Here is a 25,381-nt window from a genome sequence, read left to right on the forward strand (position 1 = left end):
TAAAATAGATTATAAAGGGCATCGTAAAGCAAATAAGGTATTATATCTTTTTTTTTGCTTGATTAAAAACTCAACCAAAAATCAAGCGCTGTGTAAAAAGTGCTGAAAGCGTATGCTTAAAGTTGGAAAATCAGCATCCGTCCCGTGGCCCCATTGAACTGATTTTCTATACATCTTTAAGGGTAGACTTTCTAATCGTAACCTTGTACAAAGGGGAATTTTGTACCATAGGCCCAGTAAACAGCATAATTTCTGAATAAATAATTTTATTTTCAATAGGTTATCGCCTGCAGTAACCACTAATCATTGCCTTAAGTTGATGCTATGGGCTGTTCAGGTCAGTGGTAAAAATAGCATATAAATAGCTTACTACCTTTTTATTATACCAACATTTTCAAGAGTAGGGTAAGGGTCTCTTTTAACTTGCGTCTATCTACAATTATATCCAAAAAGCCATGTGCCAATAAGAATTCTGCAGTTTGAAAGCCTTTGGGTAATGCTTTGCCCACGGTTTCTCGAATAACACGTGGACCTGCAAAACCAATCAGTGCACCTGGTTCAGCCATATTGATATCACCTAGCATCGCATAAGAGGCGCTTACACCACCTGTAGTGGGGTCGGTTAGCAGCGAAATATAAGGAATTTTAGCTTGCGCTAATTGCAATAATTTGGCAGATGTTTTTGCCATTTGCATTAGTGAAAAACTACCTTCCATCATGCGTGCACCGCCAGACTTGGAGATAATCAATAACGGGGTTTGATGGGCCAAACAATGGTTGACCAATTGTGCTATTTTTTCGCCTACTACACTACCCATGGAACCACCAATGAATTTAAAATCCATACAGGCAATGGCAAGTGGTAGGGTATGGATCCTGCCATAAGCCGTTCGTATGGCATCTGTCAAATTGGTTTGTGCTTCTGCTTGCTTTAGGCGTTCTGTATAAGGCCTGTTGTCTACAAATTTAAGTGGATCTGCAGATCGGAAGGTTGGATTGAGTTCTATAAAGCTGTTCTCATCAAACAAAATGGTAAAATATTCCTTGGAACCAATCGGTAAGTGATAGCCATCATCAGGTACCACCTGTAAATTTTCTTGTAATACTTTGCTGTGTATAATTTTTCCTTTAGGGGTTTTAACCCAAAGACCATCGGGTGACTCTTTTTTGGCAGAACTGGGGGTTAAGATGCCTTTCTTTTTTCGCTTAAACCAGCTTAGGTTGTCGTTTATTAAACTCATAAGATCACGTAATAGGTAATGATTGCAGCCTATTGTAATGGCCTCCTTTTTCTAGATGAAAGGAAAAACCATACTAAAGTAGATCAGCAATATCAAGTTATAAACTTTGCAATAGGCTTGAATGATAAACCAACCATACTGCTACCCATAAGATACGGTTTTTATCAAAAAAACTATGGTTAAAGTTTTATGGGTTTTCTGGACGCATTTGTGGAAAAAATATAACATCTTGGATAGAGTTTGAGTTGGTCATGATCATCGTTAGTCGATCTATGCCTATGCCAATACCTACGGTTGGGGGCATGCCATACCGTAAGGCTTTTAAGAAATCATGATCTACCACCATAGCCTCTTTATCGCCATGTGTTCCTAATGTGCGTTGTTCCTCTAATCTTTGCTGTTGATCAATTGGATCATTTAACTCGGAGAATGCATTGCAGATTTCTTTACCGGCACATATCACCTCAAATCGTTCGGTTAAAGCTGGATTGTCTCGATGCCGTTTGGCTAAAGGAGACATTTCAACAGGATAGTCCATTATGATAGTAGGCTGAATAAGATGCGGTTCACACTTTTCTCCAAAAATTTCATCTATAATTTTATCTTTGCTTAGGTTATCTGCTACATGGACGTGGAGTTGATAGGCCACTGTGCGCAATGCAGCCTCATCCATATTGCTTACATCATATCCTGTAAAATGGTGAATGGCTTCAAACATTGTAAACCGTTTCCATGGCCGTTGAAAGTTGATCAGGTGGGCACCAAATGGAACCGTTGTCCTACCATGTAGGGCTAGTGCTACCCCTTCTACCAATTCTTCTACGTAGTCCATCATCCAAATGTAATCTTTGTAGGCAACATAAAGCTCTACTTGCGTAAATTCTGGATTATGAAAACGGGACATCCCTTCGTTTCTAAAATCTTTGGCAAATTCATATACGCCATCATAGCCGCCTATAATTAATCTTTTTAAATAGAGTTCATTGGAAATACGTAAATATAAAGGTATGTCTAGGGTATGGTGGTGGGTGGTAAAAGGGAGTGCAGATGCGCCGCCATAAATGGGTTGTAGAATAGGGGTCTCTACTTCTAGATATCCTTCACAATGTAAGAAGGCTTTAATGGTATGAATCAACTTGGCCCGTTGCTCAAATACCTTTCGTACCTCTGGATTAACTATTAAATCGACATACCTTTGACGATACCGTTGCGCTGGATCTGTAAAGGCATCATAAATTTGTCTCCCCTCTTTAGTGGTTATCTCTTTGACAATCGGTAGGGGGGTAAGTGCTTTGGTTAATAAGCGAAGATGGGTAACGTGTACTGCTATAGCACCTACTTGAGTGGTAAATACAAAGCCTTTCACTTCAATGATATCACCTATATCTAGTAATTTCTTAAATAAAGTATTATAATGGCTTTTATCCTCCCCTGAACAAATAGCATCTCGTTGCACATAGAGTTGAATGCGTCCACTTGAATCTTGTAATTCTACAAAGGAGGCTGCCCCTATAATTCTGCGGCTCATAATGCGGCCTGCCAGTACTACATGGCTATAGCTTGCTTTATCTTCTTCTTTGTAGTGGGCAAGGATCGTTGCTGCTTTAGCATTGATGGGCGCAACAAAGGCTGGATAGGGGTTGATCCCCATCGATTCTAAAAGGGCTTTTTTCTGCGTTCGAATGATGGCTTGTTCACTCAGCTCCTGCATGGCTTTGGTATGGTTATAACTAATATTAATAATGTATGGCCATGGATAGGCAGCAGCAACCTGTGGGTACGCCGATAATGGCTATCCATAGCGCCTCGCTTAATTTACACTTTATTTCTATAATTCTTATTAGGGGCTTTACTATTTTTACATGTATTGGATTGAAGTCCCTAAAGGGTGGCGCATTTTTTATTTGGGTTACTACTTTGTAACGTGAGTTCGGGATTAGATTATTTTTTCATTTGATAATCAATATCAATGAAAATTTATAAAATTTGTTTTATTAGACAGTTAAATAGGTAGTTGAATAACAAATAATTCTGGTAATCAGTTTATTATATATATTGAGGTTGTTGCAATAGAGTTTTAAGCTTTGTTATAAAAAGTGACTTTTAGTGTTATACAATGGTTAAATTAGGTTGATTCTTTAATCGTTTAAACTTAAGCTTTTTAATAATATTGTTATGGCCGTCAAAACAAATAATCAATTAAGTTTTGCAGATATTTCAGCCAGTCGACGTAAGTGTAAGCATACTTTTTTCGATCAGCTTAATAAGCTGATTACTTGGAAAGTAATAGAAAAAGAACTTTTCTTGTATTATCCTAAAGGTTTGTGTTTATCAGGAAAGGCAGCTTATAGCCCGCTTCTTTTATTTAAAATGCTGTTGCTTCAAACATGGTATGCTCTGAGTGACTATCAAGTAGAAGAAGAAGTAAATGATCGTATCACTTTCAGCAGATTTTGTCGTATTTCCATGGATAGTTCTGTTCCAGATCATAGCGTATTAAGCAGGTTTAGGACTGCGCTTACGGAGAAGCAGGTCCTAGAAAGGTTATTGAAAATAATTAACGATCAACTATCTAGTCATGGTGTATTAGTTCAACATGGTGCAGTTGTTGATGCCTCTATTACGCCTACCGCTAGGCGCCCTAAAGGTAAAAAAAGCTATGATCTCCATGAAGATGGCACTATAACTGTAGCCGAAAGTTATCAAAAAGGTGTAGATCCAGAAGCGAGTTGGACAAAAAAAGGAGATAATCTCTACTATGGGTATAAGCGTCACATCCTTGTGGAAAGTAAAGAAGGCTTAGTCCTAGCAGTCAGTACCACAAAAGCATCTAGTCATGATAGTGCTCATTTACAAGTCTTATTGGATAAAGTAGAGCTAAAAGTAGGTAGTAGGCTATATGCAGATAAGGGCTATAGCGGATCACCTAATGAAACCTTATTAAAGAATAAAGCCTTAAAATCAGCTATTCAGAAGAAAGCTACTAGAAATAATCCTTTATCACCTACTGCTAAACGGTTTAATACATTGGTAGCTAAAACCAGGTATAAAGTAGAACGTGTATTTGGAAGTATTAAAAGTTGGTTCCGAAGCTCAGGAGCTCGCTACATAGGACTTGCTAAAACTCATACGCAACACGTTATCGAAGCAATAGCCTATAACTTATACAGGTCGCCAAATATCATATTAAGAGGTCTTTAGAGGAATGGTCTGTCTAAAATGCAATAAAAGTACATGAAAATCAATAAATAATAAAATTAATACCACTTTAATACCAAAAATCAGTCTAAACAACCCTAAAAATATTATAATAGAAATCTATCACAACGGCCTCATGCCGTATATGGAAAAACAACTGTTAACCAATTCTAAAAAAAAACCCACTAGAACTTGTTCATTAACTTTGAGTGAAATAATGACTGTTCTTATTGCCTTTCATGTGATTGGTTTTAGAAATTTTAAGTCTTATTATATTCATTTACAGCAATTTCATTCTAGTAAATTTGGAAAGTTAGTAAGCTAGAATAGATTTATAGAACTGATCCAAAGAACGTTAGTTCCCTTGTACTGTTTTACACAAAGTTTTTCTAAAACAAAAACAGGTTGTTATTTTATGGATGCAACAGCCATCAAGGTTTGCCATATCAAAAGAGCCTATACGCACAGGGTTTTTAAATCGATTGCTACTAAAGGTAAAACCAGCATCGGTTGGTTTTTTGGATTAAAGTTTCACTTGATAGTCAATGATTTAGGAGAAATTATGAATTTTCAACTGACCACAGGTAAAACTAATGATAGGCTTCCTGTAGAAAATTTATGTAAACACTTCATGGGTAAAATGTTTGCCGATAAAGGTTACATAAGCAAAGATTTATTTGAAAAACTGATCGAGAAAGGCGTGGAACTCATTACCCAGATCAGAAAAAATATGAAAAATTCTTTTATGCCACTTTGGGATAAACTGATGCTTAGAAAACGATCTATAATTGAAACTATTATAGATCAGCTCAAAAATATTAGCCAGATAGAATATTCCAGGCATAGAAGCATACCTAATTTTCTAGTCAATTTGATAGCTGGAATTACAGCTTATGCACTAAAAGAGAAAAAACCTTCTATAACTAATATATATATGACTGGTTCACAATACGTCTAATCCCGAACTGAGGTTAATAGTATTGTTTGGTTTTTCCCTTCAAGTATCTACTTATAATTGTCTTTTAATTCTATAAAAAATACTTTCCTTCTGTATTATTTGATGAATAAAGTTTAAAATGTACTTTTTTATATAAAGACATGGTAGAGAAAGGGAAAAATTATTTTACGAATTAAAGATACCATACACTTGCGTAAGTTTCCAGTGAAGCATTGTTTGGCAAAAAATAGTTTCACACGCAGGAGAAAACTTACATTTCCAGTGGTATTTTCTATGATTTTGAGGTTAGTTAAAAAAAGTTTAGGTATAGAGTGTGAACTTATGGAACCACTCAACTTTTAAAATTCCCCCATCCAAGCAAGCTTTTTCAAAAGCAAGATATAAAATTGCTCATACAGGATTTAAAGAATTATTGGATTTAAGCCTTCAAACAGCTTATCAAGGTGATACCTCATATGGAACATGGAGAGGTTATAGAGTTATTGCTGGAGATGGCTTCTCAGTTCGCTTGCCTGGTTCTCAAGAAATCGTCTCTAAGTTTGGTCGCCTTAACCCGAATGGAACTACAGGCACTATGCCTTCATTGGCTAGAGGTTCCCTTTTCGTTGATTTATGTACTTCTCTGATTATCAGTGTACGTTTTGCACCTTGGCATGTGGGAGAGCAAACAATGGCAGAAGAACAATTACCTGAAGTAATTAACCAACTGCGTTCATTAGAGCAAGAAAAACTATTATTCATCTATGATCGTGGTTATATTTCAATAAAGTTTATTGAGCAACATAATGCTTGCCAAACAGACTTTATTTTTCGTGTGCAAGAAAAAAATTATACCAATCTATGGAAAATGGTTTCATCTGGTAAATCAGATTTTGATTTTATGTTGGCAAATAATTCCAAGACAATCGGCCAAAAAGTAAGGGTCATAGCCCTTAGTTTACCCAACGACAAACTGGAAGTATTGGTTACCTCTCTTTTTGACCGAGAAAAATTTACTGCAGACGATATCAGCAAAGCATACCTATTAAGGTGGCACATAGAGGAGTGTTATAAACGACTTAAGATAGGTTCAGAATTAGAGAATTTCTCTGGAAAAAACTTAGATGCCGTACTACAAGAGTTTTGGGCACACTTAGTGATGTGTAATATACTATCACTTCATATGTGTGATAGACAAGGCGCTTGGAACCCAGACCAAATTGCTCAATATCGGTTAAACTTTTCCGTTTTATTTGGTGTAATGAGGCAGAAACTGTATCAGGTTTTTGTTGGCGATTGCTCTCCCAAGAGCTTTCAGAGACTTTTTAATAGAGCCAGTATACGTGCTAAAATTAAAATCCGGATAAGTCGATTATATAGTCGAGACAAGGTCGATAAACCTAGACGGAATCATGTTTTTAGAAGAGTTTGCTAACCAATAAACCCTTAAGTTGACGCTATTGAACGATCACCCTGGTCATTATTCTGATACAGAATCAGCCATAATGAGTGTAGCCAAGAAAGCCAACAGCGCTATATAACAGGCAGGGGCTATGGGGCTATTAAATCTATGAAAAAGATAGAAACAAATCACCGCAGCAGATTTTCCAAACAAACTACTCCCCAAGATAGTAGCGAATCCTATCGTAACATAGGGTGCTTCAGTGACCACTTGTACTTTGGACCAAATGGTTAGAAAACAGCTAAAGACCACACCCAAAAAGATTATCCAACAACGTACTGCAGTTACATAGAAGATAGAAGCACCTTGTAATCCTGCAAAAAGAGGAATAATGGATAAGGCGACCAGACCACTGGCTGCTGCCATAAGGTTATTGTGGTCATACTTTGGACCAATTTTAGCGATCCAACCGATTAATAGTATATCCAATACCATGAAGAGGGGCAGATATTGCATCATAGTTGAATAGGTAATCGTGGTAACGATAGGTACAAAACTACTCATAAAAAGAAAGGGAATCGTATAGGTAAGGTAACCAAATCCAGCCACTATGGCGATTCGCATAATGGGTTGGCGTGCTTTCCAAAGTTGTAGATATAGGGCTACTTTTTGAGCCATAGGGTAGCAGTTTTGTTCGATTTCTGTTGTCTTTAATCTAAAGAAGATAACATTCAATAGCGTAGATAGCGCTGCAATTAAAAAGGGCAGGCGCCAGTAGGGCAGGGGATCATGGATCCATGCAAAGCAGGTACCCACAACTCCAGCAAATAAAATACCTACCATAGTAGAAACTTCATAAAATGCTGCAACCTTTTTAGCCTGTTGCATAGCCACACCTTTGAGCAGGTAAATTTGGGTAATGTTATGTTCTCCCGCTGCACATGATTCTGCACAGATCCTAGCTACCAACAACAAAATAATGCTCGATAGTGACCCTTGTGTATAGGTAGGCAAGCAACCCATAGCCATTAAACTGATCCCTACACCCAAAAGTGTATAGCGCAATACAATCATTTCTTTTGTAGTTTGGGCCATTTTGCTAAAAAAAAGGAGCCCCAATGGTTTGGCTATAAAGGAAATTATAAATGGACTATAGCCCCATATCAGTTGGACCACTGGCTCTTTCTTTGGAAAAAAAAGAGGGGCTATCATAGGAACCAAATAACCATATAAGGCATTATCAAAATGAATAAAGGCATTAGCCATTAACATGGATAGTTGTGACTTGTTTACAAATTTTCCTTTCATCTATATCGCATTGTGTTTTCTCTTTACTAACCTCAGTTCGGGATTATACGTATTTTGAACCAGTCATATATATATTAGTTATAGAAGGTTTTTTATCTTTTAGTGCATAAGCTGTAATTCCAGCTATCAAATTGACTGGAAAATTAGGTATGCTTCTATGCCTGGAATGTTCTATCTGGCTAATATGGATAATCTGGTTAGTATTTTTTTATCTCCAAATTTAAAACACAAAGAAGCTTTTTAAAGCTATTTTTTAACAAGCTAATCCCGAACTTAGGTTATTAGGTAAAAATAGTCAATCTTTCTTAGGACCTAAACCAACTATTGGATAACCTACCTTTTGGATGAGATATGAAGCTAGTGAAATTAGTCGAAATATATTAAGAAATCTTTTTTGTAAAAAAAGTAAACAAAAAATCAAGCCCTAATCCAAAAAGTTGCTGAAATTGTCCCCTTAAAACTGGAAAATCAGAATCTACCCTGCAAACCCAACCAAACTGAGGCCGTTGCAATAGAGTTTTAATCTTTGGTATAAAAAGTGACTTTTAGCGTTATACAATGGTTAAATTATGTTACTTCTTTAATCGTTTATACTTAAGCTTTTTAATAGTATTGTTATGGCAATTCAAACAAGTGGTCAGTTAAGTTTGGCAGATATTTCAGCGAACAGGGGTAAATGCAAACATACCTTTTTTGATCAAATTAATAAGCTAGTTAATTGGTCATCAGTAGAAAAATTACTCCGCTCATATTACCCTAAAGGCTTAGGTTTATCAGGAAGGCCAGCGTATAGTCCGCTGCTTTTGTTTAAAATTCTCTTGCTTCAAACCTGGTATTCACTCAGTAACTATCAAGTAGAAGAAGAAGTAAATGATCGTATTACTTTTAGCAGATTTTGTGGTATTTCGATGGATAGTTCTGTTCCAGATCATAGTGTATTAAGTAGATTTAGGACTTCCCTTACCGAACAAAAGGCCCTAGAAAAGTTATTGAAAATCATTAATGATCGGCTAGCTGCACATGGACTACTCGTTCAACATGGTGCAGTTGTTGATGCTTCTATCACCCCCACACCTAGACGGCCTAAAGGTAAAAAAAGCTATGATCTCCATGAAGATGGCACTATAACTGTAGCCGAAAGTTATCAAAAAGGTGTAGATCCAGAAGCGAGTTGGACAAAAAAAGGAGATAATCTCTACTATGGGTATAAGCGACACGTTCTTGTGGAAAGTAAAGAAGGCTTAGTCCTAGAAGTCAGTACCACAAAAGCATCTAGTCATGATAGTGCTCATTCAATGGCGTCAACTTAAGAGAAAATATGGGTAATTATTTGCTTAGTATTGTTTGGTTTTTCCCTTTCTCTACCATGTCTTTATATAAAAAAGTACATTTTAAACTTTATTCATCAAATAATACAGAAGGAAAGTCTTTATTTATAGAATTAAAAGACAATTATAGGTAGATACTTGAAGGGAAAAACTAAACAATACTAAGCAAATAATTACTCATATTTTCCCTTAAGTTGATGCCATTGAGTGATCGGGTACCACTATGGCACTTATTTTTTGAAACCTTTATTTTTTTGTTTAGATTTGGCAATCGGGTTCTCCTTTAGCCTAACGGCTCTATAGGCCTGGTTTTATGGTGAATGTAGCTCAGCTGGTTAGAGCATTGGTTTGTGGTACCAAGGGTCGCGGGTTCGAATCCCGTCTTTCACCCTTATTCCCATTTATTATTGATCCGTCCAGTCAATAATCCTTTTAGCCCAAGTTTTATAAAAGCGCTCATATCTAAATGGGCGTGAATAGTAACGGTTGGCATAGGTTTGTTTTTTATTGTGTATACCTCTATGCCTATATTTAAAGCAATTGGTAAGGATCTATTTAATTTAGTTTTAATTCTAAAATTATGTGCGATATAAGCAGTTTATTTAAAAACGTTGCTTTATTTTGCTTAATTACATTCTTATGCCCAAGATGTGGGTTTTCTTCTAACAAAAAGTCGATTCTTAAAGCACCCAATACAAAGCGTCCTGAAAAAGAACTAGTAGAAAGCGGTGATGAAAAAAAGCCTGAACAAAGTGCTCAACAAAGTGATGATAAAAAAGCATTACAGAATGAGGTAGTGTCACTGTTGCAGCAGCAGTTTATGGATACCCATTCAACAGCATCGCAGCCTACTGCTCCAGCAGCATCACAGGATGCTCATCAGGAAAAATTAAAAAAAGAGTTTGAAGACAGTAACGAATGGTATACGACGCAAGTGAAAAAAATGCTAGTGGACGATGGTCGTCTATCGGGTGACCAAATTGAAAAGCTTATAATACTTAATATAAGGTATAGTGTGTAAGCTGCAGGAGGAGGTTTTTAAGCTGCCTTTTGAGCAGCTGAAGCCTCTATGTCATTGCATGAATGAGCAAATAAGGCTAGCAAAAAATATTGTTGAGACTTTTAAGCCGTTTCAGAGTCTAGTGCAGAATCTAGAAAAAGCAAAGAATAGCCTGGAAGAGGGTTGCCGAGTAGAGTTAGAAGGTAATGTACCTCAACCTATATTTCAGGAGCTTGTTAAAGCGAGTCAGGAGGCATTTATAATTGCTCAAGATTTTATCCACCCTGAAGATCATATAAGTCTTTCGGAACTCCAGTCGGTACGTGAGTATAGTACTTGTTTATACGAGAAAATGCAAGCAGTATTTCTGGAATGTTTACCTGAAGAGCAGCAAGCGTACCAGGCTCATTTGGCTCATTTGTTAAGTTTATCCCAGAGCATGGTAGAAAACACAAGAACGCTTAAGCAAATAATGCCTAATTCCTTAATAAGGGAGTTGCAAGATCTTAAGAAGGAAGTACAAAAGCAGGCAGCGGCCATTAGCGGAGATTCAAAAGCCCATCATAAAACATAAGGAATAGGAAATACAACCGAGTGTTTAGGTTAGAATAGATGTATAGAATATATGCTATTTACTAGTCTTATTATAGCATAAATACCCCTTGTAAAAAGTTGCGATCAGAAAGCATACGCTCAAAGCTTGTCAAGCTAAGGATTTATCCTTTAGTACATCCAAGCCAAAAGCAAAAAGCAGCATATAAATTCCTTTAACCATGCATAACTTTTGTCATTTACATTGCCATACAGAATATTCCCTGTTGGATGGCGCAGCCAAGGTAGAGCGTTTAATAGTAGCCAATAAACAGTTGGGCATGAATGCATTGGCCATTACAGACCACGGCAATATGTTTGGTGTGCCTCAGTTCGTAGCCGCAGCAGCCAAGGAAGGGGTAAAACCCATTATAGGGGGTGAATTTTATATGGCACCTGATCGGCACGACCATAAAGATAAAACCCGTTACCACCAGCTGTTGTTGGCTAAAAATGCCATAGGCTATCAAAATATTACCAAACTATGTTCCCTAGGTTTTTTAGAAGGTTATTATTATAAGCCACGCATTGATAAGGCTTTACTCAAACAATGCAAAGAAGGCTTAATCGCCACTACCTGTTGCTTAGGTGCAGAAATTCCTAAAACCATTATTCGACACGGGGAAACAGTTGCAGAAAAGCTCTTTTTAGAATGGTTGGACCTATTTGGTGAAGATTATTATATAGAACTACAAAGACATGGCATTAAGGAACAAGAAATTTGTAATGCCGTATTACTGCGTTGGGCTGAAAAATATAATGTAAAAGTCATTGCTACCAACGATGTCCATTACATTGCGCAACAAGACAGTCTTGCTCAGGATGTATTGCTCTGTTTGCAGACTGGAAAAGATTACAATGACCCCAATCGTATGCGTTTTAGCAACGATCAATTCTTTTTAAAGTCACCAGAAGAGATGGCTCTGCTTTTTGCAGATGTGCCAGCTGCTGTTACCAATACCCTAGCATTGGTAGAAAACATAGAAACACCCTCCTTAACCCGCGATGTGCTGCTGCCTATTTTTCAACTTCCTGACGGTTTTTCAGATCCCAATCTCTATTTAACCCATTTGGCTTTTTCTGGGGCCCGAGCCAAGTATGGGACCATTTCTATGGAAGTAGAAAGTAGACTGAATTATGAATTGGCCATTATTGCCCAAACCGGTTTTGCCGGTTATTTTTTAGTCGTACAAGACTTTATTGAAGCGGCTGTACAATTAGGTGTAATCGTAGGACCAGGGCGCGGCTCTGTAGCAGGTTCGTTAGTCGCTTTTTGTATAGGGATTACCAAAATAGATCCCCTTCGCTATAATCTACTTTTTGAACGCTTTTTAAATCCAGAGCGGATCTCCATGCCCGATATAGATGTAGACTTTGATGATGAAGGTCGTAAAAAAGTAATTGATTATGTAATTCAAAAATATGGTAGAAACCAAGTTGCTTCCATTATCACCTTTGGTAGTATGGCAGCTAAATCTGCCATACGTGATGTGGCGCGTGTATTAGGCATTCCTTTGGCACGGGCCAACTATCTCACCAAGTTGATACCAAACAAATTAGGCATTACGTTATCAGAAGCCTTTGAGGAGGTAAAAGAACTGGCTGAGATCAAAAAAGCCATTGCCACTCCAGAAGGTAAAGTGCTCGATTTGGCTGAAACCTTAGAAGGGCTGGTGCGCCATACAGGTATTCATGCAGCAGGCATCATCATTGCACCCAATGATATTGTAGAATATATCCCGGTAAAAACAGATAAAAATTCTGACTTATTGGTTACCCAATATGATGGGTCGGTACTGGAAGGACTGGGTATGTTAAAAATAGATTTTTTAGGGCTCAAAACGCTTAGCATTATTAAAGATGCACTGCTATTAATTGAGCAAAATAGAGGCATTACCATAGATATAGATCGCATCCCATTAGACGACCCTATTACGTTTAAACTATACCAATCTGGTAATACCAAAGGAACCTTTCAATTTGAGTCAGAAGGCATGCGCCAATGGCTGTTTAAACTGCAACCCACCACGATGGAGGAGCTTATTGCCATGAATGCCCTCTATAGGCCAGGCCCCATGCAGTTTATTCCTAATTTTATTGCCCGTAAACATGGCAAAGAACCCATTGAATATCCTTATCCACTTTTGGAAGCCATTCTAAAGCCCACTTATGGTATTATGATTTACCAAGAGCAAATCATACAAACGGCACAAGCCATGGCAGGTTATACCCTAGGGGGTGCCGATTTATTGCGCAAGGCCATGGGTAAAAAAAATGCAGCAGAAATGGCTAGGCAACGCGATATCTTTGTAACAGGTGCAGTCCAAAAACATAAGATCCTTAAAGAAAAAGCATTGGCTGTTTTTGAGATTATGGAAAAATTTGCGCAATATGGTTTTAATCGTTCGCATGCAGCGGCTTATTCCCTTATTGCTTACCAAACTGCTTATTTAAAGGCCCATTACCCTACCGAATATATGGCTGCTGTATTGACCCATAACCAGGGCGATATTGAAAAAATTGCTTTCTTTATGGAAGAAAGCCGCCAGCAAGGACTCTCTGTATTAGGACCTGATATAAATGAAAGTCAAGTCAATTTTAGTGCTGGCCTCCATAAAGAAATACGATTTGGACTAGGTGCGATTAAAGGAGCTGGTGCGTCAGCTGTTACCGCTATTATAGAAGCAAGAGCGCAGAAAGGCGCTTTTAAAGATATCTTTGATTTCTTGGAATCTATCCAACTTAAAACCGTGAACAAGAAAACCATGGAAGCGCTTGCCTTATCGGGTGCTTTTGATACCTTTAAAGCGGTACATAGAAGGCAGTATGTCTATGGAGTGTCAGGTAGCAGCTTTATAGAAAAAGTCATACAATATCGCAATCGTATTCAAAAAGAGCGGATGGAAGCCCTTCAATCGCTTTTTGCAGCCAGTGCCCATAGTCACATTAAAAGGCCAGAACCCGCTGATTGTGCGCCTTATGAGCCGTTGGAACAATTGCGTATAGAGAAAGAACTGGTTGGTTTTTATATTTCTGGTCATCCACTCGATCCATTTAAAGTGGATATAGAAAACTTCTGCAATGTAACCACACAAAATATATTAACCGCTAGTCGAAAAGCCGTAACCATAGCGGGTATGCTTACCGCCTCTACCATTAAGCAAAATGGAAAAGGCAATGCTTTTGCTTTACTCACATTAGATGATTATCATGGCTCGCTTAACTTTGCACTTTTTGGAGAAGACTACTTAAAATACAAACATCTATTAGAAGTCGGCACATTACTCTTCCTTACAGGCCATGTAGCCCCACGCTATGGGAACCAAGAAATGCAAACCTTTAAACCCCAAACCATTAACCTGTTGGAAGAGATTCGGGAAAGAATGGCTCAAGGGGTCCATTTAAAGCTAGCACAACACCATGTCAATCCACCATTGGTGCATGAATTGGAATCTTGTATCAAACGTTATCCAGGCAAATCTTTTATAAAGATATCGATCATAGATCATGAAGCGCAAATCACCATTCCAACATGCTCTACCCAATACCGTGTCGAACTCAACAATGAACTATTTGAATTATTCAACCAGCTGTCTATAGATTTTCACCTATTTGCCTAATCATATATAACTGATCTATTGGTTGGTTGGTGTTGTATTTTAATATTTTAAGGCTTAAATTTAAGATAGTCATTTTTAAGCAGATTTTTTGTACCCGTTAAGCCTTGTGGCAATGTTATGAAAAAACAGAAAAACCGCCCCTTGTAAAAATTTGCTCAACTTTTTGCACAGGGGTTGATTTTTTGCACACTTTATTTATCAAGAAAAAAGTGGGATATAAATTCCTTTTTTACCCCTGGCCTGAACAAATGCCTTTTTTTTGTCATCTAATCCAGGCTTCAGATGTGTGCAGTAGAAAGTAGGTAGTCCCAGATAAAAGTATGGATATGCATGCGAACAACCCTAAAAATTTTTCGTTTACCCTACTAGATGGCACTACATTTCATCTTTGTAGTGGCGTTCCCCAGGTGGTGTTGGTGGTGAATACGGCTTCACGCTGTGGATTTTCCCGTCAATTTGATACATTACAAAAGCTACATGATCGTTACTATGTCCATGGCTTTACTGTGCTTGGGGTATCTTCCCAAAGCTTTAGGAAGCAAGAATTTGACAGGCCTTGCGATATAGCGGCTGCTATAAAAAAGAAATGCAGTGCTGTTACCTTTCCTATTACCCAGTTAACAGCTGTCCGTGGAAAAGCCATTCATCCATTTTATGCATGGGCTGCTACCCAAGTACTTTTATGGGGTCGTCCAAAATGGAACTTTCATAAATACTTGATAGGAAAAGATGGCGGGTGCATCACATGGTTTTCTTCTGCAACAGATCCTTTAGCCCCAAAGGTAATAGCAGCAATAGAGGCCGCACTAGGTAACCACTAACTCTCTATCCCTTTAGATGATAGTCTCAGCTTAAGCAATTTGACTGATTTACAACAATTTAATATCAATTATTTAGTTAATATTTGCACCTATTTAACAAGTTTTTATATCTAATTTTATAAATATAATATATATAATAAACTGATTACCAGAATTATTTGTTATTACGTGAGTTCGGGATTAGATTATTTTTTCATTTGATAATCAATATCAATGAAAATTTATAAAATTTGTTTTATTAGACAGTTAAATAGGTAGTTGAATAACAAATAATTCTGGTAATCAGTTTATTATATATATTATATTTATAAAATTAGATATAAAAACTTGTTAAATAGGTGCAAATATTAACTAAATAATTGATATTAAATTGTTGTAAATCAGTCAAATAAATCCCGAACTCACGTTGTTGTTCAACTACCTATTTAACTGTCTAATAAAACAAATTTTATAAATTTTCATTGATATTGATTATCAAATGAAAAAATAATCTAATCCCGAACTCACGTTCCTAAGAAAGTAGTAATTGACAAAAGCGGTAGTAATAAAGCTGCCCTTGATACGATCAATACAGAACTTGATCAAGATCATACCATTCAAATATTTCAAAACAAATACTTGAATAATAGAGTTGAACAAGATCATAGGTTTATCAAAAAACGGCTAAAACCTATGCTTAGTTTTAAGTGTTTTAAGTCTGCAGCCATTGCACGCCGGCACAGGTGTGCAACAAATGGGGTGTAAATCCCCTGACTCTAATTTGTCTATTTCGGGAGTCTAGCAGGAGGTTAGATTTGTGGGGTGATTCACAGGTTTAAGTTACCTTTAAATGCATCTGCAAAATAGCGAGCTGCAACAAAAGTGAACCCAAATTAGCCTCGTTAAGCCATTTAAGCACATTTGCCGACTGTCTAGTGGCTACAAGAAGGCTGATAGTAGGATGGAAAAAAAAATAGACCATGACCATCATACAAGTGCCGGGGTGTTAGGGGTTGCACGCTATGAATGTTTCACATCGTAGTCCGGGAGATCTGATATGAATCCAGTAGGCCAAATTTCTCCTAAATCATTGACTATCAAGTGCAACTTTAATCCAAAAAACCAACCGGTGCTGGTTTTACCTTTAGTAGCAATCGATTTAAAAACCCTGTGCGTATAGGCTCTTTTGATATGGCAAACCTTGATGGCTGTTGCATCCATAAAATAACAACCTGTTTTTGTTTTAGAAAGACTTTGTGTAAAACAGTACAAGGGAACTAACGTTCTTTGGATCAGTTCTATAAATCTATTCTAGCTTACTAACTTTCCAAATTCACTAGAATGAAATTGCTGTAAATGAATATAATAAGACTTAAAATTTCTAAAACCAATCACATGAAAGGCAATAAGAACAGTCATTATTTCACTCAAAGTTAATGAACAAGTTCTAGTGGGTTTTCTTTTAGAGTTGGTTAACAGTTGTTTTTCCATATACGGCATAAACTTTATGAGAAATTCATCAACAGCATAATATATTTCAACTAACTTTTCTACATTCATAACTGGCTCCTTTGGATAATCTGGTTAGTATTTTTTTATCTCCAAATTTAAAACACAAAGGAGCTTTTTAAAGCTATTTTTTAACAAGCTAATCCCGAACTGAGGTTATTAGTAAAAGGATAGCAGATGGCAGTATGTTGAAGCTAATTAAACAAACCCTAACAACGTCAATAGTAAAACAAGGTAAAATTACATGCAAGAAAGTTGGAGTACCGCAAGGATCACCAATATCACCGTTGTATAGTAATATCTACCTAAATGTTATAGACCAAGTGTGGCACTCAAGGGGGTATCCAGAAAAGCTAAGCGCAACCTTGCATAGGTATTGTGATGATGCAATTTTGGTATGTCGTAAGAGTGCCAGCTTAGCGCTGGAGAAATTCACAGAATTAGCAAAGAGGTTATCGCTCATTATTAACCACTAAAAGACACGAATAACGAAACTGAAAGAAGGCTTTAACTTCATAACGTGAGTTCGGGATTAGATTATTTTTTCATTTGATAATCAATATAAATGAAAATTTATAAAATTTGTTTTATTAGACAGTTAAATAGGCAGTTGAATAACAAATAATTCTGATAATCAGTTTATTATATATATTATATTTATAAAATTAGATATAAAAACTTGTTAAATAGGTGCAAATATTAACTAAATAATTGATATTAAATTGTTGTAAATCAGTCAAATAAATCCCGAACTCACGTTCATAGGTTTTAACTTTGTAAAAAGAAAGAGTCCAATAAGTGGCAGAAATAGCATTTATGTATTTCCAACGAAACAATCCCAACAAAGCATCCGTAACAGACTAAAATACCTGACTTGTAGAAGAGCACCAATCAAACCTCAAGCATTCATCGAGCAAATAAAACCAGTAGTGTTAGGATGGGTTAACTATTTTAAACATACGAATTCGAGTGAAACTTTTGTTAGATTGCAGGACTTTATTAATAACCTGAGTTCGGGATTAGCTTGTTAAAAAATAGCTTTAAAAAGCTCCTTTGTGTTTTAAATTTGGAGATAAAAAAATACTAACCAGATTATCTAAAGGAGCCAGTTATGAATGTAGAAAAATTAGTTGAAATATATTATGCTGTTGATGAATTTCTCATAAAGTTTATGCCGTATATGGAAAAACAACTGTTAACCAACTCTAAAAGAAAACCCACTAGAACTTGTTCATTAACTTTGAGTGAAATAATGACTGTTCTTATTGCCTTTCATGTGATTGGTTTTAGAAATTTTAAGTCTTATTGTATTCATTTACAGCAATTTCATTCTAGTAAATTTGGAAAGTTAGTAAGCTAGAATAGATTTATAGAACTGATCCAAAGAACGTTAGTTCCCTTGTACTGTTTTACACAAAGTCTTTCTAAAACAAAAACAGGTTGTTATTTTATGGATGCAACAGCCATCAAGGTTTGCCATATCAAAAGAGCCTATACGCACAGGGTTTTTAAATCGATTGCTACTAAAGGTAAAACCAGCATCGGTTGATTTTTTGGATTAAAGTTGCACTTGATAGTCAATGATTTAGGAGAAATTATGAATTTTCAACTGACCATAGGTAAAACTAATGATAGGCTTCCTGTAGAAAATTTGTGTAAACACTTGATGGGTAAAATGTTTGCCGATAAAGGTTACATAAGCAAAGATTTATTTTAAAAACTGATTGAGAAAGGCGTGGAACTCATTACCCAGATCAGAAAAAATATGAAAAATGCTTTTATGCCACTCTGGGATAAACTGATGCTTAGAAAACGATCTATAATTGAAACTATTATAGATCAGCTCAAAAATATTAGCCAGATAGAATATTCCAGGCATAGAAGCGTACCTAATTTTCTAGTCAATTTGATAGCTGGAATTACAGCTTATGCACTAAAAGAGAAAAAACCTTCTATAACTAATATATATATGACTGGTTCACAATACGTATAATCCCGAACTGAGGTTGATAACCGATTTCGCAGATACTTAACCCATAGAAGAAAAGGCCGTGGGTGTGGGTGGCGAAGCTATCCCAATAGCAAACTCTATACAATGGGGATGTTGTACATTGGTAGTGGAATGATTAAGTATCCTGAGAGGGTTGTGCAAGGTTTATGAAGAAGACTGTCGGACCGCCGTATTCGGGAAAACTGAACGTACGGTGGGATGAGAAGGGAATGGGTAAACAATGAAGAATCAAGTTAGCCAGCTACTGTATTGCGAGCAATCAGAAGCAATAGATATGCTTAATTTTAAGTGGTCCAACCATTTCTTTACTCTAGACCATTGCAGGGATAGAAAACATTCCTATGATTCAAAAAGGACAAGTAATCGGAGCTAAAAATCATTTTTCTACTTTTGAGAATTTTGTTATGCTAATGGCTGAATAATAACCAATATATATCCAAAACTTCACTTAAAAGAAAAGACGTTACTAACGAAAATATAGACGCGACAGAACCCAATGGTGTTAATCGGATAGGATAACCCCTGCCCATTTGCTTTAATCAATGATTCTTTTTTAGTCCATATATCGTAAAAAAAACTAACTTTTGCATCACCATTCAGGCAAGTAAAAAAGCGATATTCTGTGGGAGTAAATACCAGATGAGCCAGCTCTTGCACTTCTAGATTCTTATCATGTAGTTCAATATCAATACCCACTCTACTATCTAAAGCAATCGCATAACCAACTAGGTCATGCGAATGGGACATATTAAAGGTAATATTAGACTCCTTCAAGAAAGGTTTACCATAGGCTCCGTAGGAAAATATAATATCTTTTGGATGCTGCTTAGTGTAATAGCCTAATATATACCTTAAAATTCCATGTGAGATAATGTACTGCCTCCTTAAATGGTCCGTATAATATTTGCTGGCTTGAACTTGTTCTTCAGCTGCTAAACATTGAAGGAATGGGTTTATATTTAATTTGCACTCAGCTAGATTGACAATATAAATAAACACTTTATTAGGGTTTTGATTGAATACCAACTGGTCTAAAAGTTTTTGTTCAAAAATACCAGCACATTCCATTAAACCCTTTAGCATATATTGCCCTAGCTTATGATTATTTCACTTTATGTCCTATAGCCCATATGCAAACATACACCAAGTATCAAGCAAAGCTGCTTTGCTTAGATTTTCCCTAATTAGAGGCAGTTAATTTGTCCATTTTTTCCCTAAGGCTTTTTGGTTTCATATCTGTCCATACCTGATTGATGTATTGCAAGCACTCCTCTTTACTACCTTTGGGCCTAACCTGCTTCCAACCATGTGGAATGGGTTTCCATGCAAACCAAAGTGAATACTGTTCTTCCTCATTTATCAAGCATATATATGTTTCATGTTTGTCTGACATAGTATATAATAATTTACTGGTTACATCTTGTTTGCGACAATGGACTTAGATTGGAGGATTGGTCATCCCCACAGTTGTGTTCTAAGCCCCTAAGTATAGAGTTAAAATAAACATTAAAATAGATACAGTACAAGACCCTAATTTAGCATAATCTTATTCTTGTCATAAATTATACTCTTAATCACATAAAAATAATTTTTTAAAAGAAGAATTTTTATATAAAATATCAGAGCATATTGCATAATACAATTTTTTTCCTTTTATATCGTACATAAAGCCTTGTTGAAATTAAAGGTCTAAGAGGAGCCTTAAAAAGCAGGAGCAAGGTTAGGAAATGAATGCATGGTAACCAATCAAAGATAAATATAGTCTTATATCGGTGAAATCATCATATCATTTTATACTGATTTTTAGTTAATCTATCCTTAGTGTTATATAAACATTAGGTATAAAAGTGGCTTTATAAGGCTGCCGTTACTATCTAAATAGGATAACCCTACATTTATATGTACTAATCATATCAACTTACATAGCAATGGTTAGACAAAAGCTTAGCAAGGAGTTAACATCATTATCTCCCCACCATACAGATAAGAAATTAAGGTTGGCGGGGATGTATGGTCTATTTAGGCATGCTATAGACCAAAGTCATGGAGGTAATGGGGATAGTTTTTGTGATTTAATTGCCCATCACAAGGATTTAGGTAAATCTACTTTAGATAGTAGCTTACTACTTTCCATAAATGGCCATTTATGGGGCGCTCTTTTTCCCATCTATTACTTTGGTACCACGCAACAAAAAAGTCAATACCTCAAGCCATTGATGGATGGGAAATTAATAGGTGGACATGCTATTACCGAAGCACAAGCAGGATCTAATGTATCTTTAATGAAAATGCGAGCAGATAGTATAGATGATGGCTTTAGACTAAATGGATCCAAGCGATATATTACTAATGTTCCCATTAACGACATCTTATTAGTTTATGCAAAGACAGGGGATACCGTAATGCATTTATCATTGAAAAGCAAGACTCAGGGGTCTATTTGCATCAAGATCACAGGGTTACTGGTTTTCCTCATTCGTCTATGGGTGAAGTAGTTCTTCAAGATTGAAAAATAGTGCATAATAGGTTAGTAGGTTCAGTAGGTACAGGGCAGGTAATTATCCAAAAAGTATTGGAGTTAGAACGGGCATTTATCTTTGCAGGTATATTGGGCATTATGGAATGGCAATTGGAACAAGTTATCAGATATACCAAGTTAAGACGGGTTGGTAAACAGGTTGCACTCTATGATTTACAAGCTATTTATCATAAGATAGCTGATATTTCCATGAAGCTTAAAACGGTAACATTATGGTTGCATAGATGTGCTCAATTAAAAGATAGTGATGCACGTATTACGCTAGAGAGTTCATATACTAAATTGTTTTGTAGTGAAGCATTTCTACAAGTTCCTATAGATATTGCCCATATGATAGGTGCCTTTGGACTAGAAGTAAACCAAACCCTTTAGCCGATGGGTATTGGATGGGCTAGCTTCTAGGCTATTTTCTGGAACCAGTGAGATACAAAAAAATATTATTGGTGCATTATTGTAAGTTAACAAAAACCCAAGTCATAAAACTATGAAAAATACAATACAAGATAAAATAGATGAATTTGTTCGCCAGCATTTACTGGTCAGCGATGAGTGATTCAATATTCAATATGATGATGACCGTGTGCCGTAGAAGCACAGGAAAGTGTTGAAGCTGTGCAGTAGATGAGGGAAGGCCCCTCAAAGCCGGCTTACAAGAGCAGGCTTTAAACAACCATAAGCTGCTTTGGTAAAGAGTCAAGGTAGTGAGCGTTATGGAAAAGGCACAATTATGTGTCATGTATGAAATAGAGAGACGAACGGAAGTGAACCATTGATGAAGTGTCGAAAGTGTAAAGAAGAAGTCAAAACCAGGGGGTAGTCGTTAACCTGGGACAAATCTACCGGGAGCTTGTTTACTGGGTAGGTGGCCTCTGGCATAAAAGTGGCGTGAATCTATTTCAGGCTATTGCATGGAACTACGGGAACCTGTCATTTCGATGATAAGGGAGAAATCTAAAGAGCTGATCTCTGAGGATCAGAGTATGGATGCGAAAAACAGGGGCGGAGCAACTTGTAGTAGTGATGAAGTTTCTGTAATGGAAATGGAATGAAAGGGTTGCGTTATTTAGTTTTAATTATTAATCAACTGAAAGGGAGGAATTAATGAATGAAACAAAGTCTTTTGATATACCAAAGCAGTTGATTTGGAAAGCTTATAAACGAGTATCCAAAAATAAAGGTGCAGCAGGTGTAGATGAAGTCTCGATAACAAAGTTTGAAGAAAATCTAAAAGATAATCTATACAAACTATGGAATCGGATATCATCCGGAAGTTATTTTCCAGAGCCAGTAAAAGCTGTTTCTATACCAAAAGATACAGGAGGGAAAAGAAACTTATGTGTACCTTCAGTATCCGACAGGATAGCACAAACAGCTGCTAGCATGTATCTTGAACCATTAGTAGAGCCGAAATTTCAAGAAGACTCCTATGGTTATAGACCAAATAAGTCTGCATTGGATGCGATATACACAGCACGGAAGAGATGTTGGGCAAATGATTGGGCAATAGATCTTGATATATCTGGATTTTTTGACAATCTGGACCACGAATTAGTACTGCGGTCTATTAAGCAACATACAAGCTGTAAATGGGTCATACTCTACGTTGAAAGGTGGATGAAAGCTCCTATTCAACTAGCAGATGGTAGCAAGGTAATTAGGAATAAGGGAGTTCCGCAAGGAGGTTCTATAAGCCCGATCATTTCAAACATATTTATGCATCACGCATTTGATGAATGGATGAAACACAATTACCCAACAATACCATTTGAGAGGTACGTTGATGACGCGATAGTACATTGTAGGACTAAGAGACAGGCAGAATCTATGCAAGTAATGATCGGAGAAAGATTGGCTAAGTGCAAATTGCAGTTGCATCCTGAAAAGACTCAGATTGTCTATTGTAAGGATGACGATAGAAGAAAGGAATTTCCTACACAGAGTTTTGATTTCCTAGGCTATACTTTTAGACCTAGAGGGGCAAAGAATAAGATGGGGAATTATTTCATCTCATTATTAGAGGAAATATCTAAGAAAATAGATCCAATAGTCAGAGGCTGGTTTAAGTACTATGGCAGGTTTTGTAAATCAGAGATGTATCCATCTCTGAGAAATATAGAGAGGTACCTCATAACCTGAATTCGGGATTAGCTTGTTAAAAAATAGCTTTAAAAAGCTCCTTTGTGTTTTAAATTTGGAGATAAAAAAATACTAACCAGATTATCCAAAGGAGCCAGTTATGAATGTAGAAAAATTAGTTGAAATATATTATGCTGTTGATGAATTTCTCATAAAGTTTATGCCGTATATGGAAAAACAACTGTTAACCAATTCTAAAAGAAAACCCACTAGAACTTGTTTTGGAAGTGTTCTATAAACTGTGTCACATCTCCTGTTCATCTCAACGTCTCTTTTAATCTACCGGGAAAAAAGATGTCTATCTGAGATATGGTCAACGCCCAGTTTCGTAGCGGCATAGTCCGTTTATCCTCGATCTTCTTTATGGCACAATATACTAATTTAACGTGAGTTCGGGATTTATTTGACTGATTTACAACAATTTAATATCAATTATTTAGTTAATATTTGCACCTATTTAACAAGTTTTTATATCTAATTTTATAAATATAATATATATAATAAACTGATTATCAGAATTATTTGTTATTCAACTACCTATTTAACTGTCTATAAAACAAATTTTATAAATTTTCATTTATATTGATTATCAAATGAAAAAATAATCTAATCCCGAACTCACGTTAAATTATACAAAGCATTTATACTGGTAAACGCTCCTTTTGTCTTGGTAAACTTCCTAATCTGCCTATGCAAGCTTTCTATAGGATTGGTGGTATAAATTAGCCTTCTGACAGGATCTGAATACTTAAAATAACCAGACAAATGTTCCCAATTATTTTGCCGAGATTTGGTAACCATTGGATACTTCCCCCCCCATTTTTCTTCTAATTCCAATAGATAATGCTCAGCAACTTCCTTACTTGAAGCTTGATATATTTGCTTTAAATCAGTTAAAAAACGTTTTACGTCTTTGCTAGCTACATACTTGAGTGAGTTTCGTATCTGATGTACTACACAGACCTGCACTTGTGCATTAGGGAAAACGCTATTTATGGCTGAAGGAAAGCTTTTTAGGCCATCAACACAGGCAATAAGGATATCTTCTACACCTCTTTCCTTAAGCTCGTTAAGTACACCCAACCAGAAGTTAGCCCCCTCACTTTCAGACAAATAAAATCCCAATACTTCTTTTTTACCCTCTTGATCTATGCCTAATAAGGTATACATGCATTTGCTTACACATCTGCCATCTTCTTTTACCTTAAAAAACATCCTATCCATGAAAACTATCGGATAAACTGATTGAAGAGGGCGGTTACGCCATTCATTTATTATCGGTAACAAGCTATCTGTAATAGATGATATTTCAGCAGCTGATACTTTATGATCATAGATCTCTTCAACATGAACGGCTATAGATTTATAGCTCATACCACTAGAAAACATGCTTAAGATCTTGCTTTCCAGCTCAGGATGTAGGCTTGTTTGACGCTTTTTAACTATTTGTGGATCGAAACTACCTGTCCTATCCCTAGGAGTTAGCAGATCAAAGGAACCAGAACTTGTACGTAAAGTTTTAGAGCTTTTTCCATTTCTTCTATTATTTTCTGTTGAATCACTAGATAAATGGTGTGCCATTTCACCTTCTAGACTTGCCTCTAGAAGCTTTTTTATCAGAGGCGTTAAAGCACCACCTTTTCCTGTTAAAGGCTTACCTAAACGGATAGAGCACAAAATATTTTCCTACAGAAATTTGTAATCTATTAAACCAACATAGGAATTGTTCTTATTTTCTTCCATGTCTAAAACCTTTAATGT

At 36.4% G+C, this 25,381-nt stretch carries 16 protein-coding genes, 1 tRNA gene and 10 pseudogenes; 18 read left to right on the top strand and 9 right to left on the bottom strand.

Features of this window, described 5'->3' with window-relative positions:
• Positions 1-380 precede the first annotated feature (380 nt).
• Positions 381-1,241, bottom strand: coding sequence for an acetyl-CoA carboxylase, carboxyltransferase subunit beta (gene accD, locus NBW36_RS02290; protein WP_250238946.1), 861 nt, complete (start codon positions 1,239-1,241; stop codon positions 381-383).
• A 187-nt stretch (positions 1,242-1,428) separates the two neighbouring features.
• Positions 1,429-2,952, bottom strand: a complete 1,524-nt coding sequence (gene lysS, locus NBW36_RS02295; RefSeq protein WP_250238948.1) for a lysine--tRNA ligase — start codon at positions 2,950-2,952, stop codon at positions 1,429-1,431.
• A 464-nt stretch (positions 2,953-3,416) separates the two neighbouring features.
• Here lysS and NBW36_RS02300 point away from each other — a divergent pair, with 464 nt between their 5' ends.
• The 3 genes and pseudogenes from NBW36_RS02300 to NBW36_RS02310 all read left to right on the top strand — a co-directional run bounded on the left by NBW36_RS02300 (position 3,417) and on the right by NBW36_RS02310 (position 6,811).
• Positions 3,417-4,442, top strand: a complete 1,026-nt coding sequence (locus NBW36_RS02300; RefSeq protein ID WP_250238950.1) for an IS5 family transposase — start codon at positions 3,417-3,419, stop codon at positions 4,440-4,442.
• Between the two features lie 133 nt (positions 4,443-4,575).
• Positions 4,576-5,397, top strand: a pseudogene (locus tag NBW36_RS02305) (IS982 family transposase).
• 159 nt (positions 5,398-5,556) lie between these two features.
• Positions 5,557-6,811: pseudogene (locus NBW36_RS02310) on the top strand (IS4 family transposase).
• 45 nt (positions 6,812-6,856) lie between these two features.
• Here NBW36_RS02310 and NBW36_RS02315 read toward each other — a convergent pair.
• Together NBW36_RS02315 and NBW36_RS02320 are read right to left on the bottom strand one after the other, a co-directional pair.
• On the bottom strand, positions 6,857-8,086 hold the full coding sequence (locus NBW36_RS02315) for an MFS transporter (protein WP_250238952.1): 1,230 nt from the start codon (positions 8,084-8,086) through the stop codon (positions 6,857-6,859).
• 43 nt (positions 8,087-8,129) lie between these two features.
• Positions 8,130-8,285, bottom strand: a pseudogene (locus tag NBW36_RS02320) (IS982 family transposase); the annotation flags it as partial.
• A 418-nt stretch (positions 8,286-8,703) separates the two neighbouring features.
• Between NBW36_RS02320 and NBW36_RS02325 the strand changes: the two are divergent.
• The 7 genes and pseudogenes from NBW36_RS02325 to NBW36_RS02355 all read left to right on the top strand — a co-directional run.
• Positions 8,704-9,378: pseudogene (locus tag NBW36_RS02325) on the top strand (IS5 family transposase); the annotation flags it as partial.
• Positions 9,379-9,729: 351 nt separating this feature from the next.
• Positions 9,730-9,805: transfer RNA gene (locus NBW36_RS02330), tRNA-His, on the top strand.
• A 189-nt stretch (positions 9,806-9,994) separates the two neighbouring features.
• The gene (locus NBW36_RS02335; protein WP_250238954.1) at positions 9,995-10,435 is read left to right on the top strand and encodes a hypothetical protein; all 441 of its coding nucleotides are present in this window, start codon (positions 9,995-9,997) and stop codon (positions 10,433-10,435) included.
• Between the two features lie 58 nt (positions 10,436-10,493).
• Positions 10,494-10,988: a hypothetical protein gene (locus NBW36_RS02340; protein ID WP_250238956.1), complete on the top strand. Its 495-nt coding sequence runs from the start codon at positions 10,494-10,496 to the stop codon at positions 10,986-10,988.
• Between the two features lie 199 nt (positions 10,989-11,187).
• A complete protein-coding gene (dnaE, locus tag NBW36_RS02345) occupies positions 11,188-14,625 on the top strand; it encodes a DNA polymerase III subunit alpha (RefSeq protein ID WP_256465597.1) in 3,438 nt (1,145 codons plus the stop codon).
• 326 nt (positions 14,626-14,951) lie between these two features.
• Positions 14,952-15,446 (top strand): glutathione peroxidase, encoded by a 495-nt coding sequence (locus tag NBW36_RS02350; RefSeq protein ID WP_250238959.1) that lies wholly within the window; start codon positions 14,952-14,954, stop codon positions 15,444-15,446.
• A gap of 510 nt (positions 15,447-15,956) precedes the next feature.
• Positions 15,957-16,154 (top strand): annotated as a pseudogene (locus NBW36_RS02355) (DDE-type integrase/transposase/recombinase); the annotation flags it as partial.
• 106 nt (positions 16,155-16,260) lie between these two features.
• Here the strand turns inward: NBW36_RS02355 and NBW36_RS02360 are convergent.
• On the bottom strand, positions 16,261-16,407 hold the full coding sequence (locus NBW36_RS02360) for a hypothetical protein (protein WP_250238961.1): 147 nt from the start codon (positions 16,405-16,407) through the stop codon (positions 16,261-16,263).
• Positions 16,408-16,499: 92 nt separating this feature from the next.
• A pseudogene (locus tag NBW36_RS02365) lies at positions 16,500-16,985 on the bottom strand (transposase); the annotation flags it as partial.
• Between the two features lie 134 nt (positions 16,986-17,119).
• Between NBW36_RS02365 and NBW36_RS02370 the strand changes: the two are divergent.
• The 4 genes and pseudogenes from NBW36_RS02370 to NBW36_RS02380 form a co-directional block, all read left to right on the top strand.
• Entirely contained in the window at positions 17,120-17,410 is a 291-nt protein-coding gene (locus NBW36_RS02370; RefSeq protein WP_250238963.1) for a reverse transcriptase domain-containing protein, read from the top strand.
• A gap of 372 nt (positions 17,411-17,782) precedes the next feature.
• The gene (locus tag NBW36_RS05555; protein ID WP_369127323.1) at positions 17,783-17,965 is read left to right on the top strand and encodes a group II intron maturase-specific domain-containing protein; all 183 of its coding nucleotides are present in this window, start codon (positions 17,783-17,785) and stop codon (positions 17,963-17,965) included.
• 80 nt (positions 17,966-18,045) lie between these two features.
• Positions 18,046-18,927 (top strand): annotated as a pseudogene (locus NBW36_RS02375) (IS982 family transposase).
• Between the two features lie 332 nt (positions 18,928-19,259).
• A pseudogene (locus NBW36_RS02380) lies at positions 19,260-19,367 on the top strand (IS6 family transposase); the annotation flags it as partial.
• A gap of 22 nt (positions 19,368-19,389) precedes the next feature.
• Here the strand turns inward: NBW36_RS02380 and NBW36_RS02385 are convergent.
• Both NBW36_RS02385 and NBW36_RS02390 read right to left on the bottom strand, forming a co-directional pair.
• Positions 19,390-20,013 carry a 4'-phosphopantetheinyl transferase family protein gene (locus NBW36_RS02385; RefSeq protein ID WP_250238965.1) on the bottom strand — a complete coding sequence of 208 codons (624 nt, stop codon included), beginning with the start codon at positions 20,011-20,013 and terminating at the stop codon, positions 19,390-19,392.
• A 112-nt stretch (positions 20,014-20,125) separates the two neighbouring features.
• Complete coding sequence (locus NBW36_RS02390; protein ID WP_250238581.1) at positions 20,126-20,338, bottom strand: MbtH family protein; 213 nt, start codon at positions 20,336-20,338, stop codon at positions 20,126-20,128.
• 535 nt (positions 20,339-20,873) lie between these two features.
• Here NBW36_RS02390 and NBW36_RS02395 point away from each other — a divergent pair.
• The 4 genes and pseudogenes from NBW36_RS02395 to NBW36_RS02410 all read left to right on the top strand — a co-directional run.
• Positions 20,874-21,440: an acyl-CoA dehydrogenase family protein gene (locus tag NBW36_RS02395; protein WP_250238967.1), complete on the top strand. Its 567-nt coding sequence runs from the start codon at positions 20,874-20,876 to the stop codon at positions 21,438-21,440.
• A gap of 20 nt (positions 21,441-21,460) precedes the next feature.
• Complete coding sequence (locus NBW36_RS02400; RefSeq protein ID WP_250238969.1) at positions 21,461-21,856, top strand: acyl-CoA dehydrogenase family protein; 396 nt, start codon at positions 21,461-21,463, stop codon at positions 21,854-21,856.
• A 729-nt stretch (positions 21,857-22,585) separates the two neighbouring features.
• Positions 22,586-23,620, top strand: a complete 1,035-nt coding sequence (gene ltrA / locus NBW36_RS02405) for a group II intron reverse transcriptase/maturase (RefSeq protein ID WP_250238971.1) — start codon at positions 22,586-22,588, stop codon at positions 23,618-23,620.
• Between the two features lie 100 nt (positions 23,621-23,720).
• Positions 23,721-23,840: pseudogene (locus NBW36_RS02410) on the top strand (IS982 family transposase); the annotation flags it as partial.
• A gap of 410 nt (positions 23,841-24,250) precedes the next feature.
• Here NBW36_RS02410 and NBW36_RS02415 read toward each other — a convergent pair.
• Positions 24,251-25,363: pseudogene (locus tag NBW36_RS02415) on the bottom strand (IS256 family transposase); the annotation flags it as partial.
• Between the last annotated feature and the right edge of the window lie 18 nt (positions 25,364-25,381).

Origin of the sequence: Cardinium endosymbiont of Oedothorax gibbosus (assembly GCF_936981045.1) — a bacterium.
GTDB lineage: Bacteria > Bacteroidota > Bacteroidia > Cytophagales > Amoebophilaceae > Cardinium.